The following is a 17,673-nucleotide window of genomic DNA, read 5'->3' on the forward strand; positions in this document are numbered from 1 at the left end:
TATCGTGCCATAGACATAAAGTATCCTAAAAATAACAGAATAATATATTGGAGTCATTAATGGGGTTATTTTCCCTCAAGTCGAATGTAGACTACATCAGATCGTCTCGTTACCCCAAGCCACATAATATCTATAGCGCTATTTTGGTGTTTGCGCTGATCATTTTAGCTGTGACTACATTGAGCCGTATTGGCTTATCACTGTGGCAACTTGAACGAGTCAATGACGCTCAAGGATGGTCAGATATTATATTTCAGGGCATAAGGGTTGATTTTGCAACATTGTGCTGGTTGTTCGGTATTGCAGCGCTTGGTACTGCATTATTTGCAGGAAATCATGCAATAGGGCGCTTGTGGGCACTGATTTTAAAGGTCTGGCTAACTCTTGGCTTGTGGTTAATCGTGTTCTTAGAAATATCGACGCCGTCATTTATTCAAGAATACGGCTTCAGACCGAATCGTTTATATGTTGAATACCTTATTTACCCTAAAGAAGTGCTGTCGATGTTGTGGGCCGGTCGAAAGGCTGAACTGATATTCGCTTTTGTAGTGTCTACAGCAACATTATATGCAGGCTGGCGCTTGTCTGACTATTTTACCCGAAATGTGCGTACACCGCGGTGGTATTGGCGCCCTGTGATGGCCATTTTGGTTATTTGTGTCACTATTTTAGGAGCGCGTTCTTCTTTAGGTCATCGACCATTAAACCCTTCTTTAGTCGCGTTTTCAGATGATCCTTTAGTTAACTCATTAGTATTGAACTCGGGTTACTCACTCACTTTCGCCATTAAACAAATGAGTAATGAAGAAGAGGCCTCAAAGGTATACGGCAAGTTAGATGATCAAAAGGTTATCGATATTATTCGTCGTCAAAGTGGTCGTTCAGCACAAGCATTTACGTCAACTGACTTGCCAAGTTTGACCTTTAACCAGGCAACTTATCAGGGTAAGCCTAAAAACCTAGTGATTATTTTGCAAGAAAGTTTAGGCGCTCGATTTGTTGGCAGTTTAGGCGGGTTACCGCTGACACCTAATATTGATGAGTTATCCTCACAAGGGTGGTTTTTTGAAAACCTTTACGCCACAGGAACCCGCTCAGTACGAGGAATTGAAGCCATTACCACAGGTTTTACTCCAACGCCCGCTCGTGCGGTAGTTAAGTTGGGTAAAAGCCAAACTAACTTTTTTACCATTGCAGAATTATTAAAGCGTAACGGTTATTCAACCCAATTTATTTATGGTGGCGAAAGTCATTTTGATAATATGCGCAGCTTTTTCCTGGGCAATGGCTTTAGTCAAATAATCGATCAAAATGACTACAAAAACCCTGCATTTGTCGCATCTTGGGGCGTGTCAGATGAGGACTTGTTGTTTAGAGCCCATGACGAGTTTACCGCTATGCATGAGCAAGGTAAGCCATTCTTTAGTTTAGTGTTTAGTTCTAGTAATCATGACCCATATGAGTTCCCTGATAACCGGATTGAACTGTATGAACAACCGCAATATACCATGCACAATGCCGTGAAGTATGCGGATTACGCAGTGGGCGAGTTTTTCAAAAAAGCACAAAAAGCAGACTATTGGAAAGACACTCTATTTCTTGTGGTAGCTGATCACGATAGTCGTGTCGGCGGCGCTAACTTAGTGCCTATTTCACGTTTTCGTATCCCAGGACTGATTTTAGGTGGTGGGATTGAAGCCATGCGTGACCCTAGAGTGGTTAGCCAAATTGACATGGCGCCGACGTTATTGTCTATGATGGGTATTTCAGACAGTTACCCTATGTTAGGACGTGATTTAACCCAACAAGCGGCAGATTGGCCGGGTCGAGCCATGATGCAATATGATAAAAACTTCGCCTTAATGGAAGGCAATCAAGTGACTATATTACAGCCAGAACAAGCTGCTAAAAGCTTTGTATATGATTTTGGTGCAGAAACACTAACGTCACGTGAACTAGATACCGAACAAGCTGAAAATGCACTCGGAATTGCATTGTGGGGTAGCGCTGCCTATAACAATCATTGGTTTACTTTGCCGAAACAAACTCAAACAGAGCAGCAGTCGCGCTAGTTATTCAGTCTAGTTAGTTGCCATGCCGTGAAAGTATCTAGGCGTGAGAAAGGTTAAGACGATAGTAGGTATAAGACGTCAGAGGGTGTCTTATACCGTATCAGGGATACTTGCAAGATTGGTCGGTGTGTTGTTTTGGCCATAATATTGGCTAACATGTTGCCTTACTTGCTGATAATAAGCTGAGCTTTGCTTAGGCATTTCATCATTACGTACCGAAGACTTACTGCTTTGCGTTGTGCTTTGTTCAGCTTGGAGCGATTGTTTAATACGAATATCTTTACGCTGTATGGTTGGCGTGTTGTTTGCCACTATATTTAGCGGTTGTCCCTGTAAGCTTTTAGGTGCAACTAATTGTTGAACAATGGCTTCTCTTTGGTTTGCTGAACGCTGCTGTTGCTGTTTTTGTTCAACAATATTGTGCGCTTGAGTGCGTTCATTTTGTTGGTTATAAGCACGCTCAGGATGATTCTTTGTCGGTTGCTGCGGTGGGATAATGGGCGGCTTTTGTTGATTATCCACCCGTGCAGAATCCGTCGCAACATTAGAGGTTACTATCGAAACTTGCGGGTAATGGGAATTAATCAACATACTCAATAACCTCCGCTCGGGATAATCTATATCTGAAGTTAATTTGTTTTTATGGCGGTTAAATTATAGCCAATATTTAAGCGATATTAAAGTGCTAGCTGTTAATACCTTTAATCCAGTCACAAAGGTGTTCAATAAACAGGCTTGAATGTGAGATAAAAGGCGCATGGGATGCTTTGGCTAGGATAATGTCATCGATATTTTTAGCTTTTACTAGCATTTCAAGCCCACTTTTCGGCACTAAACTATCTGATTTCCCCCATATCCTCAACCAAGGTAGCTTTATATTGGTTAATTGAGCACGTAAGTCTACCTCTGCAAGCATGGCTAACCCCTGCTGCAAACTGTCCTCACAGGGTAAGGGCTTAGCCAGCACCAGATGTCTTATCATTTGAATATCTGCTTTTGCTGTTTCACTGCCCATGGCTTGAATAGCTAAAAAGCGCTCAATCGTTTTAGGCAGGTTTTTATGTAACTGCTGTGAAAATTGAGATAATACCTGCGGCGCAATGCCTGGCCAGGGTTGCGGTTTTTCATCGGGCTGCGCCATAAAACAAGGGGACGATGCGACTGTAATTAAGGCTTTTATTTTAGTTGGAAATGTTAATGCTACTTGAGTGGCAACTAACCCGCCTAATGACCAGCCTAACCAAATTGCATTATCGGGTAATTGTGTTGCTAGCGCTGCAGCCCAGTTATCAATGTCGCCCTTAATAGGCTCGCTGTTGCCAAAACCGGGCAAATCAACATAATGCACTCTATACTCAGACAAGGCCTGCTTTAAGGGTTCAAACACCGCACTATTGACGCCCCAACCGTGAAGTAACACGATATCTTGGCCATCACCTAAAGTATTGATATACAGCTTTGGGACCGGCAATTGTTTAACCTCTATTTAATGGAATGAATAGTGAAGCCACTTATTAAGCTAGGACGCGACTTGCAGTGCAGTAATCAATCAGAAGACCAGCTTGGAAAAAGTGTGTCTACTGTTATGTCATTAGCTGCTTTGCAGACGAAAAGCGTTAGGTTATTAACCCATTTTAGTCGTTATATACGTCGCAGTTTACCTAACCGCTGTTTACTGTGCCAGCAAAGGATTGAGCAGCAAGGCTATGCGAAGTTATTTGACGGTCAAGTACTCACTGGGGTATGTCAGCATTGTTTAGTGAGTGGTTTATATCAAACCGAAGTGTGTTTGGGGTGTGCTAAACCGTTAGTGCAATTACAAGAGTATTGCGGTCAGTGTATGGCAAGTTTGCCGATTAAAGTGATTGCGCCTTGCAGTTATCATCAGGGTTTAGGTCAACTGGTGAGCGCGATAAAATACCAGCGCCAAATAGCCGCTTTACAGGTACTGGCACAACAGCTGGCATACCGCATTCAACAACTTGTTAAACACGGTTTAATTGAGTTACCCCAAGTGATTATTCCTGTGCCATTACACTCAAATCGTTTACGTCAACGGGGCTTTAACCAGGCGTGGTTAATTGCCAAACAACTTAGTGCGATGCTTGACCTGCCGTTAGATGATCAGTTTATTTTTCGACTTCAAGATACGCAGCCACAAGCGGGACTGAACGGAAAACAAAGACGTGACAACTGCCACCAAGCCTTTGCTTTGATGGCATCACTGGAACCTGACTTAGCATCAGAATTAGTACCCAAGCAATCTTGCTACCAACATGTGGCGCTGGTTGATGACGTGGTCACAACCGGCACGACGATTAATGAGATAGCCGCATTACTAAAACAACACCACATAGCTAGTCAAGCATGGTGTTTAGCGCGTGCCGAGGCGCCTGAGTTACGCGGCTAAATTGATCAATATATTCGCTTCGAATGCTGGGCATAACACCTTGCGTCGCAGGTTAATATAAAGAGCAAACGGTTTAGCTGGAACAAACTTTGACCACAAAAGTTCAACAGCCACTAGTGTCACTTTGATACTAGACATCTATTATTACCCATTAATGCAGATGATTTATTGTATTTTTTAATGATCAAACGATGAAGAGGGCTACAAAGAGAATGCAACACAGAGTATCATGGTGCTAATTCTCACTAATTTACTCAGGTATTACCTGACGGAGTAAGTTTTATGATCTCCATTTCCGAAGCAGCTCAGGCTCATTTTGTAAAATTATTAGCAGATCAAACCGAAGGTACGCATATTCGTGTATTCGTTATCAGCCCTGGTACCGCACAAGCAGAATGTGGTGTGTCATATTGCCCACCAGATGCGGTAGAGAGTGATGATATGGAATTACCGTTCAACGGGTTTAAGGCTATGGTTGATGAGAAAAGTGTGCCTTTTCTTCAAGAGGCCACCATTGATTATATTACTGATCAAATGGGTTCGCAGTTAACTTTAAAAGCACCAAATGCCAAAATGCGTAAAGTGTCTGACGACGCGCCATTAAAAGAACGTATTGAATATGTTATTCAGTCGGAAATAAACCCGCAGCTTGCTAGCCATGGCGGCAACATTATGTTGGTTGAAATTTCTGCTGAAGATGTCGCCGTATTACAATTTGGTGGCGGCTGTAACGGTTGTTCTCAAGTTGATATTACTTTAAAAGATGGTATCGAGAAGCAGTTACTTGACCTATTCCCTGGTGAACTTAAGGGTGTGCGTGATGTGACTGACCATCAACATGGTGATCACTCTTACGCTTAATCTTTGATTTTTTGATTTAAAACGCGCCTATATGGCGCGTTTTTTGTTATATCAGGCTTTAGATTTAAATGTCCGTCGATAAAACGTTACTACACTAAACAATAAAATAAATGTACCAATTACAGATACGAAAGTAATGAATAGTACATAGCTAAAAGGCATATTCAGTGCATCATGGAGCGGTCTCACAAAGCTGGCTATTTGACCTGCAATCGGTCGGTCACTGTGCTTTAATGCGGACTGAATTTCACCTCGTTGGTAATTCATCGTAATGTTATCTGCTTGTCTTAACCAGACACTATTGTGGCTATCAAAACGTATGCTGTATTCTAAATCTTGTTCTGTAGCGTCTTGCGCCTCTGGTTGCCTTGGTTTACTTACCGCGACTAACAGTGAATCTGGCCAAAGCTTCTGAGCGGTATCCAGTTGACTGTACCAGTCGTTTTCCTGGCTTTGCGGATAAGACACATTGGGTGCTTGCTGGTGTAGTAAATAATCCGTCCATAAGCCTTTGTAAGTGATCAAAAATCCACTTATACACAAAATAAATAACGGTAGTGAAATAAATAATCCTAGTTGAATATGGCTTTTCACTAAGCTGCTTGAACGGGTATCTTTTGGCACACTGTGTTTAAGCCTAAATCCACTGCGTACCCGCCACCATAAGTAAATCCCAATTAAGGTAATCACACCGCCAATGAGTGCAGCCCATGCGTTGATATATTTGCCCACATCATCGAGTAAAAAATTTCTGTGTAACCAAAAAATTGTACTATAAAAAGGCACGTTTTTAGATTCATGGATGGAGATTTCATTTAGATTATTATCTAACGCAATACTTTTCCCGCGGGTCGCGGCTTCAATAAAAGGCGAGTGTTCGGTTGGAAAACGTACCGTACTCATTTCAGGATAACGCTCAAACACAGTTTGGGTCACCTGTGCTTTTTCTATCGTGGTTAACGGCACAAATTGCTGGCCTTTATTGTCTAGGCGATTGAGCATATCCATGCTGCCAAGATATACCCCTGTGGTTAAAACGATTAGCATAGTAATGCTAATAAAAAATCCTACCCAGTTATGAAACCATTTTAAAGCTGATACCACTTTCATAAATAACGTTCTCAGTTTTGATCGTGAAAAAGTCACGACTATTTAGTATTTCGTTTAATTTTGTGCGAATGATAATTAATATCGTTTAATTCATCAATTAAAGAAGTGTAAAGATGCCTATTACACTCTTCGTGAATATCAATCAAAATCTGTTACATTTTTTATTTGAGTTGAGTTAACTTGTTGTATTTAATGTTTTTGTGCTCATTGTGATAGCGGGTTTAAAATGAGTCATGTATTTATCATCACCTCGGATAAAAAGATGAATATCACGCTAGGGTGGGTATCATTTGCTGTAAGAAAAAGCAGCCGATGTTGTTGTCACGATAAATTAAGTATTGGTTAATAATTAATTGCTAATGTGTGTTGTAAAATGGTTTACCTAGTCCGCGTTTTTGTCATTTGTAAGGTATTTCTGCTAATTAACTCTATCTCATCCACTTTCGATATTTGCGCATCATTCTTTTCACATCTATTGTTATAGTGTTTAAAACAGCGTTTAAAAAAGATTTTAAAACAGTGTATTAGTATTTTTTGTTTGTTTTATGCCATTTTGATGGTGAAAAAACTCCAATTAATATCGCAGTTTAATACTGAAGGGATACTTTACCTTACTCAATTATCACGGATGAACTTAAAGGTTATTAAATGAAACTTAAACAAAAGCTATTGCTGGCTTTCTTGTCAATAGGCTTGATCCCAGCATGTATCATCAGCATTACTGTACTCTACATCAGCAGCCAAACATTAACCCAACAAGCATTCAATCAGCTTGATTCGATTAAACATATTAAAAAAGAACAAATTGAGTCTTACTTTGCTGAACGGCAGGGAGATTTAAACTTACTGCAATATACCCTTTCTAAAAACTTAAACTTCAATGATGAAGCACAATTATCCCGTAGTGCTGATGTGCAGCACGACTACCTGACGCAGTTTGTCAGCGCGTATCAGTATTATGATCTGTTTGTGATTAGCCCTTCGGGTAACATTTTATATACGGTTGCTAAAGAGTCAGATTATCAAACGAATTTAAATGACGGCAATTATAGAGACTCAAATTTGGGTGAGTTATTTCGCCAAACCATGCGTCAGCAGAGTTACCAGATCACCGATTTTGCTCCCTATGCACCGAGTAATGGTGAGCCAGCTGCCTTTATCGCTCAGCCGATTATTGAAAATAATCAGGTGAAAGCCGTGATTGCTTTACAGCTGTCACTTGAGTCGATAAATGAAATCATGCAGCTACGGGCTGGTATGGGTGAGACTGGCGAAAGTTATCTTGTCGGGCCAGATTTGCGGATGCGTTCAGACTCGTTTCTTGATCCCACAGGGCATTCAGTAAGAGCCAGTTTTAGTGGTAATATCAAAAATAATGGTGTTGATACTGTTGCTGCGCATGCTGCATTGAAAGGGACTTCAGACACGCAAATAATCACTGATTACAATGGTAATCCGGTACTGTCCTCATATGCACAAATTAAAATTAATGACTTGCACTGGGCCTTGCTAGTTGAAATTGATGAAGCCGAAGCCATGGCTGCTGTGCATCATTTGCGCTGGGTTATTTTGCTTATTACCGTGCTTGCGGTGATAGGTATTTTGATGACTACCTATGTGATCACGCAATCAATTTTGCGTCCTTTGGGCGGAGAACCCAAAACAATGCAAGTGATTACCGAGCGCATAGCCAGTGGTGATCTTACCGTTAACTTTGAATCTAACGTTAAGTTGATTGGTGTGTATGGTGCCATGCGGACTATGTCGACCTATTTAAAACAAATCATCGGTAGCATTGTTGATGCCACATCGCAATTATCCGCCACAGCAGAGCAAACCAGTTCAACAAGCCATCAATCAAATATCAGTTTACAAGAGCAACAGGCTAATATTCATAATGTGTCTGTTGCAATGCAAGAAATGGCGACTACGATTGCAGATGTTGCTATGAACGCTAGAAACGTAGCAGATTCAACCAGCCATGTATCTAATATTTCAGAAGCTGCTACTGCCAGCATTGAACAGACAATTACCGTTATTTTATCCTTAAGTGACGAAGTCTCCAAGGCTACAAATGTGGTGCAAGAAATTGCTAAGCAGAGCCAAAGCATTGGGTCAGTGCTAGAGGTGATTCGATCGATAGCTGAGCAAACAAATTTACTGGCGTTGAATGCAGCTATTGAGGCCGCTAGAGCAGGGGAGCAGGGACGTGGTTTTGCCGTGGTTGCCGATGAAGTTAGACAATTAGCGTCGAAAACCCAGAATTCAACGGCAGATATTGAGTTGATGATCCAAACTCTGCAAACCAAAACCAATCAAGCGGTTACAGTAATGGAATACAGCGCAGAGCATGCTTTAGACACTGTAGAGAAGGCTCGTGATACCCAAAACTCGTTTAAAGAAACTACCGTAGAAATTGATCGAATCGCATTAAATGCGCAGCAAATTGCTGCTGCAGCTGTGCAGCAAGCCGATGCCGCTGAAGAAATTAATCAGTGTTTAGTGACGATTAATGATGTTGGCAGACAAAATGCTGAAGGAGCACAGCAAATTTCAGAGGCCAGCGCTGATTTAAGTCATTTAGTGAGGCAGTTAAATGGCATTACGCTGAAGTTTAAACTGCAATAGTCAATACCATAAGCATCCTCCGCATAGGGGGATGCGGAACTTTTATGGTTAATTGCTCTTTAGGATTCATCTAGGTATTCGCTATAGCGTACCTTAATTATACGGGGTGATACGACATCACCTAGTCAGGTTTTCATTTATGTACTTTTTCACCTAGCTATTTTTTAAGTTATGGACTGTGCTGATGACTGTGGCAATGATTTGCTTTCGATTAATTTTAAGGCCATTAATTGCGATATCTGGCCAGGCATAAAAGTGTCTGGGGCGCTTAAAACTAGCAAGCTGTCGCGTTACCATTTGAGCTAATTGTTGTTCTACTTTCGTTGGTACTTCAGCTTGCTTGTATTCAATAATCGCCGCGGGTAGTAAACCAAATTTGTCATCAGCAAGGCCAAAGACTATAGCGTTAACCACTAAAGGATGTTGCAGTAACACTGATTCAATTTCTTCAGGTTGGATATTCTCGCCACCACTGATAAACATGTTATCGACTCGACCTAATAATATCAGTTGGCCTTTTTCATTTAATTGGCCGCGATCTTGTGTGCAAAACCAGCCTTGTTCATCGACAGGTAAATACAGCTGGTATTGTTGCTGTTGATTTATCTCTAGATAGCCTTGAAACAAACACTCACCCTTTACCCAAATAACCCCATCAACCAATTTTAACTGTCTATTAGGTAATGCACGGCCATGATGTTGCTGTAAATTGGCTTTGGCAGTGGTGATTTGCGAGCTCATCTCAGTCATACCGTAGCTTGTGTAAGTGTTCACTTTTTTCTGTGCTAGGGTTTCAATCAATGTAGCTTCAATAACCCCACCACCAAGTAATAAGGCTTTTAATCCGCATAACGCCTGTGGCGCTTGTTGCAGAATTTGAAGCGCTTGCGTTGGTACCATTGATACGTGGGTGATTGCTTCATCTTCAAGTTGCTGCGCCAATGTGATGTAGTTTGATTTAATCACAATACAGGCCGCCGCAAGCGCACAGCGATTAACAATCGCCAGGCCACCAATGTGAAACAAGGGTAATGACAGTAACCAACGGTCGTTATTATGCAGCGGGATATAACGGCTTGAGCCCTGAGCGCTGGCAATGTGATTGATTAACCCATGTACAGCCGCTTTGGGCGTGCCGCTAGAGCCCGATGTCAAAATGATATTAACCGGCTTGTGCGGGTTTATTTTTTGCACGGCATAAACAGGCTGACTATTGTCGAGTTGATGATCAGTCGTTACGTTTTGAGTTAAATCAATTAACGCTTGATGGTGCTCAAGCGATACTATTTCGCTATGTTGCCAAATAAAATGGATCTGAAAACGGCCAAGTAGTTGCTCTATTTTGCTAACAGAAAAGCGGCCGTTAATGGGAAAAAATATGGCGCCAATTTCAACACATGCCCAATAAAGTGTCATGATGGCAAAGGTTTGCTGGGCTAAGTCGTGATTTGGGGTTTTATTGGCGTTAACTGGTGTTGGGATAATGGTCGCAATAATAGTACCAGGCATTACCCCCTGTTGTAGCAAATTAGCTGACAGCACAGAAATGTGTGCCGCCCAGTTTGCGTAAGTTATCGACGCTCCTTCAAGTAACACTGCAGTATTATCAGCGGATCGCAGCGCAGCTTGTTGAACTGGAGATAACATCATATCGCTGACTAGCCTTTAATCAGTTTGAGCTTATTAAGCTTTAATTGGCCATTTTCATCTAACAAACGCTGGCTAAATGCACTTAAGGTGTCAAGCCCTGGTGGATTATCAGGGGTGAGCGCCTGGCTAATAAGGGCTAAATCAGCAATACCGACATCAGACTCAAGGCTTGAGCTTACAATACAACGCACACCTTGGTGTTCGGCCAGGCTGACAATCTCTTGCATCTTACTGAGTGAGCCTAACAACATAGGTTTTAAAATAAACGCCCCTATGCCTGGTTGCTGTTGCAATAATTTATCGAAGTCTAAATCTGCGGTTAATAAAAACTCATCTAACGCATATTTTATGCCGAGCTGCTGATACATTTTCAAGTTGTCACTGGGTTGCTGGCAAGGCTCTTCAACGTATTCGATTTGTTTTTTAGGTAAACATGCTAAAAAATCTACCGCTTGATTGAGGGTAAAACCGCGATTAGCATCAAGACGTAGCGTTAAACTGGGTTTACGTGCTAACACCTGATGAACAAAAGCAATTTCACTGTCCATGTCGGTTTGTGCCACTTTGATTTTTACACTGTGTATATGGCTTAAATCAGCCAGTTTTTGATCAATTACCGTTGTGGATAAACCGTGGTAAAGCAAAGGGATATTTGCTTGAGTAATGACCCTAACCGGGAACTGTTGCAGGCATTTGGCCGCTAATACACTTAAACCAAATTGCACAGAAGGCAATAAACTACGCTCTGCAGCCTGGGCTAGTTCAGTGATCTCTTGCCCTATTAACTGAGATTGAAGCTGGATAAGTTCAGCGCTAACTTGCGCGAGGGTTTCATGGCTAAAGCCAGTCAATGGTAAACCTTCAATATCAATACCTGCAAGGGGAGATATTTCGGCAAAATATTGTTGGTTATCGTCCAGTGTCACGTTAACAATAATACCAATTCGATGATCAATGCGTTGTTTAGCAACAGGTAAAGGTACGGTTAAATCAATTTGAAATTGATACAATTCAAACGATGCGATCTTAGTCATAGGGCACTCTTATTTTTGTGGATCATCGCGAAGTAACAATAATAACCTGTCAGCGAACATTTGCGGTTGTATTGAATGAATATTGTGACCCACTCCTGCAATTATGCTCACATGAGGTTGTGATATAAGTGTTTGTTCTACGCTAGAGGTGGGTATGTTTGCTTGGGCACTTTGTTGCAGGTGTTCTAGCCAATTACTGGTTATTTGCAGAAATTTTTTATCCTGCTCGCCGCTAATAAAGTAGCTAGGACACTTGAGTTGTTGCAACACGTCTCGACAGTCTTGCTGCAAACCTAATGAGGTAGCCTGATAGCATGCGTGCAGGTGATGTGGATTGTTCGATTGGCGCTTACTGATTAGCCATTGGCGCTGCTCTGAGGTTAAACCTGAGAATACCGCTTGTTGATACCATAAACTCAGAAATTGTTTCAAAGGAAGGGCGTTAAGCCTATCTGCCCAGCGCTTATCGCTTAGTATTCTTTGTTGTTTATCTAGTTCATTTTGCAAACCGGGATGGGCAGATTCTAGCACTAAACTCAGTAATGCTTGTGGCTGTTGTTTGGCGATATGTAAGGCTATGCGCCCACCTAGCGAATAACCAACTAAGTGAAAATTTTGATAGCCTAATTGAGTTACCGCCTCAAAAATATGTTCAGCTGCCTCCAATAATCCTGGGGTCGGTAAACGATATTGATTGCCGCCATGGCCAGGTAAATCGATACAAATGCAATGGTAATACTGGCTCATCTTGGCCATCAAAGGTTGCCAGTCTTCTTTTGCTCCCATAAAGCCATGTAGAAACACCATGGCAGCTAATTTAGGGTCGCCGTATCGATTAATCCATGCCATTAATGCTGTTTAACCCATTGGCTAATTTGAGCGATTTGATTACTCGCTTGATCATGGCTGACATTCACTTCAATCACGCTGGCGCAATTAAAGTCCATAGCTTCGGTATAGGCTTGTATAAACGACTCTAAATCATCGGCTTGACGGTAAGCTAAGCCAAACATTGCTGCGCCATAACCAAACTCTAATCCATGTGATAAGCGATAAAAGTCATCTCTGAGTTGTTCGGTTGGAACAGGTAATAAATTAAAAATATTACCACCGTCATTATTTAATATCACTAACACATATGCCGAGGTGATTTGCTTCAATAAAGCCAAAGAGTTCAAATCATGTAAGCAAGAAATGTCACCTATTATCATAGTCATAGGGAGTTTGTGACCGATAGCAATCCCTGCGCTGGTGGCTATCAGCCCATCAATACCAGAGGCGCCGCGGTTGGTGTATATCTTAGGTAAAGCCAGACCAATGGGAGCATACATGTCGTATAAGCGGATCGGTAGGCTATTGCCTATGAATAAAATTTTATCGGCAGTTTGTTGTTGGGCAATCCAGCGAATAACTTGTGCTTCACCAAACTGAGTTTGGTCAATGTGTTGGATAAATAATTCAGCTAGGGCTTCATTATGATTAATGAGTTCCAGCGCCCAGTTAGCACTTGATGATCGTGGCCAGGCTAATTTACAAAATGCACTGACGCTGGTTTGCCAAATCTGTTTGCTTTGATGGCTAGGGTCTAAACGATTTGAGCGAGGTAATACTTGCCAATAACTATGCCAAAGTTGATTTGCCAAGTAACTGATTAAGCGCTTGGAAATAAAGCGTCCACCAAACACCAAGACACGATCAGCTTGTTCTAATAGCTTGCTGGTTCTAGGGCAAAGCAGCAGTTGATCGACATTACCAATAACCCCTGAATGCTGTCTTAGCTGAGATTGGGCATCGGTCACTATCGGCCAGGCCAGTTTTTGAGCTATTTCAACAATTTGTTGCGGATTGTCTTCGGGTGACAAGGTACCAACCAGGATAACGCCCTTACCATGGGCAAAGCGTTTTAAGCCATCTTCGCTGGGCAGCTGTGCGCCCATTGTTGGATGATAATAACTATATGGATGTTGATGGCTTAACCACTGACAAAGGGGTTTTAAATATTGTTGAATAATAATCGGCGCATTTTTAGCTTGCTTGGTTAGGGGGCTAAGTTCATTAGGGTAAAACGGCTCGCGGTACATACAATTAATGTGTACTGGTTGGCTAGTTTGACTAATGGCTTGATCTATAGTGGTTAACAGTGCACTTGCTGGTAAAGCTAAATCAGGCGTAGGTAGATTCACCTGAACTGCATAATGGCCAAAAATTCCCGGCTGAGTAATCGCTTGATTGGCGCCACAGTCAATTAATTCTGGCGGGCGATCGCCTGATAATATAATTAACGGCACATGGGTTAACCAGGCTTCTATTATGGCAGGATATAAATTGGCAACGGCGGTACCAGAGGTGGTAATGATCGCCACAGGGGCGCAGCTGGCTTTGGCTAACCCTAGCGCCATAAAGCCTAAGCCACGTTCGTCAAAATGAGTATGGCGGTTAATCGATGTTTGTGATGCAGCAGCTAATGTTAAAGGCGTAGACCGTGAACCTGGCGCCATGCATACGTGCTTAACCCCTAAGCGGCTAAGTTCTTCAAAAATTAATTGGCCCCACAAAAGATTTAAATCGGCACTGGCCTGAGATTGCATATTAACAAATACCTGCAAAAAAGAGTCTGTTTTAAGTGTAACCGTTCGTCATAGCGATATCTAAGATTAAGTCTTCATTTTTAACATGGCGCTGAAAAATATCAGTGAAAATATTTACTAAAACCCCACAAGTAAATTTTTTGTTGTGCTAATGTTAGATATATGATTTATATATAAAGCCAGATACTTAAACAATGTCAAACTGTTAAACAAGAAAAATCAAACATAAACAGGATAGCTTGATGTTAGCGATAGACTGAGTTTTAAATTGCTTAGGCGATTGCTAATGCAATTGGAGTCACACTAGCTCTCGCTTATGATGGTTACAACTTGGTTATAACAAGATAAAAAAACAATAATCTCACCTACCATAGTGAGTCGGTTAATTGATTAAACATTGCTGACCAATTAATTGAACTCATCCCTTATCAAAAGAGGATATAGGTGAATAATCAGGAGAACATATATGCAGACTTCGGCGCTATTAAAAAGAGTTGATGAACTTCCTCGTTTACCTAAAGCGATCAGTGAATTACTCGAAGCGGTTAATAATGAAAATAGTTCAGTAAAAAGTATTTCATCAAAAGTAGCTCAAGATACCTTAATCAGCGCGCGGGTACTTCGTTTAGCTAATTCTGCCCATTTTGGCCGCAGTCGAGAAGTGGGTTCGATTGATGAAGCGGTGATCCGCCTCGGAATGCAAACCTTGCGAACCTTAGTCATTGCCTCTGCAGTTGTTGGTGCAATTCCTAAGGTAAATGGTATTGATTTGGCTGACTTTTGGGGCCAAACCTTTGAAGTAGCACTATACAGTCAGGAATTAGCCAAGCGTTGTAATGTGCCCGCAGATGAAGCATTTACCTGTGGTATTTTACACCGTATTGGTGAGTTATTAGTTGCCACCATTGAACCAGACTTGGCGGCGCAAATTCGTGCTGCGGTAGAGCAAGGTGGCGATGCGCAAGAGCTTGAAACCACATTGTTAGGTTTTAATTGTCCATCAGTTGGCGCACTATTGGCTAAAAACTGGAAATTTACCCCTAGTTTAGTGGCTGGCATAGAGTTTCAACGTAATCCTATTGCGGCGGAACCCGCATCCAAATTAGCGATTTTAATGTATTTATCTCAGCATATTTATATGCATTGGGATGATGATCGTGAGGAAGAAATCTTTACTGCCTGGCTTGCAGCCCTAGCGAATAAAGCCGGTATTATTAAAATGGATATGTCAGGTTTAGCTGAGAAGTTAGAAGAGTTACGCGGTAAGGGCTTAGAGATTGGTAAGCAATTAGTGTAAATCGATTTGTAGAGTCAAATTTTTTCATATATTTAGAATCAAATCTTGTCATAAAACAGTACCAGCAACTTTTCACTAGGTTGCTGGTTTTTTTATTTATAAATTAGTACCTACCCCTTGCTTGATTGAACTCGATTATGATGAAGATTGTTTAGCTTAATCCGAATTGAGGTTATTTATCCATTCACTCATTACCACGTGGGTTTTGATTTTAATAATGTCAGTTTGTGCATCAATAAATTCACGAATTTCATGTAAGCGCTTCATTGAGTCCGCATGCACATAGACTAATAAATCCATGTCACCGGTAATGCCCTGGCAGGTAATGACCTCAGGGATACTGTGAAAAACGTGTACCACATCGGCGCATCGTGGGCATTTATGCTGGATTTCAAAGTAAGCTGATACCCCTTGTTTTTGCGATTCGCTTAAAAGCACCTGGTAGCCGCGGATCACGCCGGTGTTTTCCAGTTTTTTAATCCTTTCGGTCACAGCACTTCGAGATAAATTGACTCTATCTGCAATAGTCGAAATACTTTGACGCGCATCTTGGCGTAACTCATTTATAATGGCTTTATCAAATTTATCCACAACTGATCCGTCATTTTGTTAGTATTTTTATCTTTAACCGTCATTTTGTGGGTTTAATCGAGCAGTTTGCGTTATATCGCCGACAGAATGAAAACCCATGTGACACTATAATAACCTAAAATAAGCCCAGTAGAATAACAAATGAATCAAATCACAGGAACCATAGGACGTTGGCAAGGCGCAGGCTTAATGGCCACCACTTTGCTGGGTACAGGGGTGTTTATATTACCGCAAATGACGATAGCAGTGGCGGACTCAGGGGCTTTATTAGGCTGGTTAATTCTGACCTTAGCCATTATTCCGGTAGCGTTAGTCTTTGGATTATTGGCGAGCCGTTTCCCCCACGCAGCTGGGCCAGCTTATTTTGTTGAGAAAGCATTTGGCCGAACTGCTGGCAGAACCATTGGGCTTATTTTTCTACTCGTTATTCCTATTGGTGCGCCTGCGGCAATTTTAATGACCTTTCAATTTATGGACGCATTAGTGCCGCTGCACAATGGCTGGCAATTAGTCGCCGAACTATTTGTGGTGTTGATGTTGTTAGGCCTAAATATTCGCGGTATTCAGGTGTCAGCCAAGTTGCAGTTTGGATTAACTTTGGCGATTGTGGCTGTGGTAGCAATATTATTTGGCGCAAGTGGTCTCAACTCAGAGCAACTTGAGTCTTTTAACCAAACTAGCCATCCACAGGTGAGTACAGTCATGTTGGCAATGGGCATAGGTTTTTGGAGCTTTTTAGGTATTGAAGCCATGACCCATCTTGCTAGTGATTTCCGTCGCCCAGATAAGGACATGTTACCTGCCATTTTAATGGGTACAGTATTAGTGGGTATTATTTACTTAGCCTGTACATTTTTATTGTTAATGGTGCCGTCGGATAAAAATGGCGTAGCGATGATAAGCGCGTTTGACTACCTACTGAGTGACAGCTTTTTACACGGTTATGGTGCTCAAATAATCGGTGTTTTAGGTATAGCCAGTGGTTTAGCAACGGTGAATGTTTATGCTGGAAGCGCTGCAAGATTACTGTGGAGCTTTAGCAAAGAAGGTATTTTACCTAAATACTTTGTGGTGCTAAATCGCCATGGTGTTCCGTTTAGGGCCTTGTTTGCCATTCTGGGCACTATGGCATTAGTGATTGTGCTGACCTTTTATTCTAATCAGGATTTAGAAAAACTGATTGCCTGGAGCAATGGAGTATTTGTGATTATCTATTTATTGGCGATGCTCTCAGCGGTTAAACTATTGAGTAAGCGTTATCTGCCTTTAGTGGTTGCTAGCTGCCTATTTTGTGTCGGTATTGGTATCGCCCTTGCTGACAACATGCTATATGCGGTTTTGTTGGTCGCTGTCATAGCCCCATTTATGTGGTGGCAAAAAACACACTTACAAAGCAAGTCTATGCAAACTCCGGCGCACTTACCCGAATAAG

General features: G+C 41.7%; 14 protein-coding genes. 6 read left to right on the top strand and 8 right to left on the bottom strand.

All coding sequences use genetic code 11. The features are described 5' to 3' along the window. Nucleotides 1-59: 59 nt before the first annotated feature. Nucleotides 60-2,072 (top strand): LTA synthase family protein, encoded by a 2,013-nt coding sequence (locus FJ709_RS01065; protein ID WP_226412629.1) that lies wholly within the window; start codon nt 60-62, stop codon nt 2,070-2,072. Between the two features lie 90 nt (nt 2,073-2,162). On the opposite strand, the gene FJ709_RS01070 is transcribed toward FJ709_RS01065, so the two are convergent. Together FJ709_RS01070 and bioH are read right to left on the bottom strand one after the other, a co-directional pair. Further along, entirely contained in the window at nt 2,163-2,663 is a 501-nt protein-coding gene (locus tag FJ709_RS01070) for a hypothetical protein (RefSeq protein ID WP_226412631.1), read from the bottom strand. A gap of 94 nt (nt 2,664-2,757) precedes the next feature. Further along, a complete protein-coding gene (bioH, locus tag FJ709_RS01075; protein WP_226412633.1) occupies nt 2,758-3,543 on the bottom strand; it encodes a pimeloyl-ACP methyl ester esterase BioH in 786 nt (261 codons plus the stop codon). A 30-nt stretch (nt 3,544-3,573) separates the two neighbouring features. Here bioH and FJ709_RS01080 point away from each other — a divergent pair, with 30 nt between their 5' ends. After that, on the top strand, nt 3,574-4,482 hold the full coding sequence (locus tag FJ709_RS01080) for a ComF family protein (protein WP_226412635.1): 909 nt from the start codon (nt 3,574-3,576) through the stop codon (nt 4,480-4,482). A gap of 282 nt (nt 4,483-4,764) precedes the next feature. Next, nucleotides 4,765-5,343: a Fe-S biogenesis protein NfuA gene (gene nfuA / locus FJ709_RS01085; RefSeq protein WP_226412637.1), complete on the top strand. Its 579-nt coding sequence runs from the start codon at nt 4,765-4,767 to the stop codon at nt 5,341-5,343. Nucleotides 5,344-5,394: 51 nt separating this feature from the next. Here nfuA and FJ709_RS01090 read toward each other — a convergent pair whose 3' ends face one another. Next, on the bottom strand, nt 5,395-6,453 hold the full coding sequence (locus FJ709_RS01090; protein WP_226412639.1) for a PepSY-associated TM helix domain-containing protein: 1,059 nt from the start codon (nt 6,451-6,453) through the stop codon (nt 5,395-5,397). Nucleotides 6,454-7,101: 648 nt separating this feature from the next. On the opposite strand from FJ709_RS01090, the gene FJ709_RS01095 reads away from it, so the two are divergent. Beyond that, nucleotides 7,102-9,081, top strand: a complete 1,980-nt coding sequence (locus tag FJ709_RS01095; protein ID WP_226412641.1) for a methyl-accepting chemotaxis protein — start codon at nt 7,102-7,104, stop codon at nt 9,079-9,081. A 153-nt stretch (nt 9,082-9,234) separates the two neighbouring features. On the opposite strand, the gene menE is transcribed toward FJ709_RS01095, so the two are convergent. Genes menE through menD form a run of 4 tightly spaced genes read right to left on the bottom strand, consistent with a single transcriptional unit; the run spans nt 9,235 to nt 14,353 of the window. Further along, entirely contained in the window at nt 9,235-10,731 is a 1,497-nt protein-coding gene (gene menE / locus FJ709_RS01100; RefSeq protein ID WP_226412643.1) for an o-succinylbenzoate--CoA ligase, read from the bottom strand. Nucleotides 10,732-10,739: 8 nt separating this feature from the next. Next, nucleotides 10,740-11,765, bottom strand: a complete 1,026-nt coding sequence (gene menC / locus FJ709_RS01105) for an o-succinylbenzoate synthase (protein WP_226412645.1) — start codon at nt 11,763-11,765, stop codon at nt 10,740-10,742. 9 nt (nt 11,766-11,774) lie between these two features. Further along, on the bottom strand, nt 11,775-12,614 hold the full coding sequence (gene menH, locus FJ709_RS01110; RefSeq protein ID WP_226412647.1) for a 2-succinyl-6-hydroxy-2,4-cyclohexadiene-1-carboxylate synthase: 840 nt from the start codon (nt 12,612-12,614) through the stop codon (nt 11,775-11,777). After that, nucleotides 12,614-14,353 (bottom strand): 2-succinyl-5-enolpyruvyl-6-hydroxy-3-cyclohexene-1-carboxylic-acid synthase, encoded by a 1,740-nt coding sequence (gene menD / locus FJ709_RS01115; RefSeq protein ID WP_226412649.1) that lies wholly within the window; start codon nt 14,351-14,353, stop codon nt 12,614-12,616. The genes menH and menD overlap by 1 nt, the downstream gene beginning before the upstream one ends. A 466-nt stretch (nt 14,354-14,819) precedes the next feature. Here menD and FJ709_RS01120 point away from each other — a divergent pair, with 466 nt between their 5' ends. Next, nucleotides 14,820-15,650, top strand: coding sequence for an HDOD domain-containing protein (locus FJ709_RS01120; protein WP_226412651.1), 831 nt, complete (start codon nt 14,820-14,822; stop codon nt 15,648-15,650). Nucleotides 15,651-15,806: 156 nt separating this feature from the next. Here FJ709_RS01120 and FJ709_RS01125 read toward each other — a convergent pair whose 3' ends face one another. Next, nucleotides 15,807-16,241, bottom strand: coding sequence for an Lrp/AsnC family transcriptional regulator (locus tag FJ709_RS01125; protein WP_226412653.1), 435 nt, complete (start codon nt 16,239-16,241; stop codon nt 15,807-15,809). A gap of 141 nt (nt 16,242-16,382) precedes the next feature. Between FJ709_RS01125 and yjeH the strand changes: the two genes are divergently transcribed. After that, the gene (yjeH, locus tag FJ709_RS01130) at nt 16,383-17,672 is read left to right on the top strand and encodes an L-methionine/branched-chain amino acid transporter (RefSeq protein WP_226412655.1); all 1,290 of its coding nucleotides are present in this window, start codon (nt 16,383-16,385) and stop codon (nt 17,670-17,672) included. Nucleotide 17,673: the final 1 nt, after the last annotated feature.

Source organism: Shewanella glacialimarina (genome assembly GCF_020511155.1).
Taxonomy (GTDB): domain Bacteria; phylum Pseudomonadota; class Gammaproteobacteria; order Enterobacterales; family Shewanellaceae; genus Shewanella; species Shewanella glacialimarina.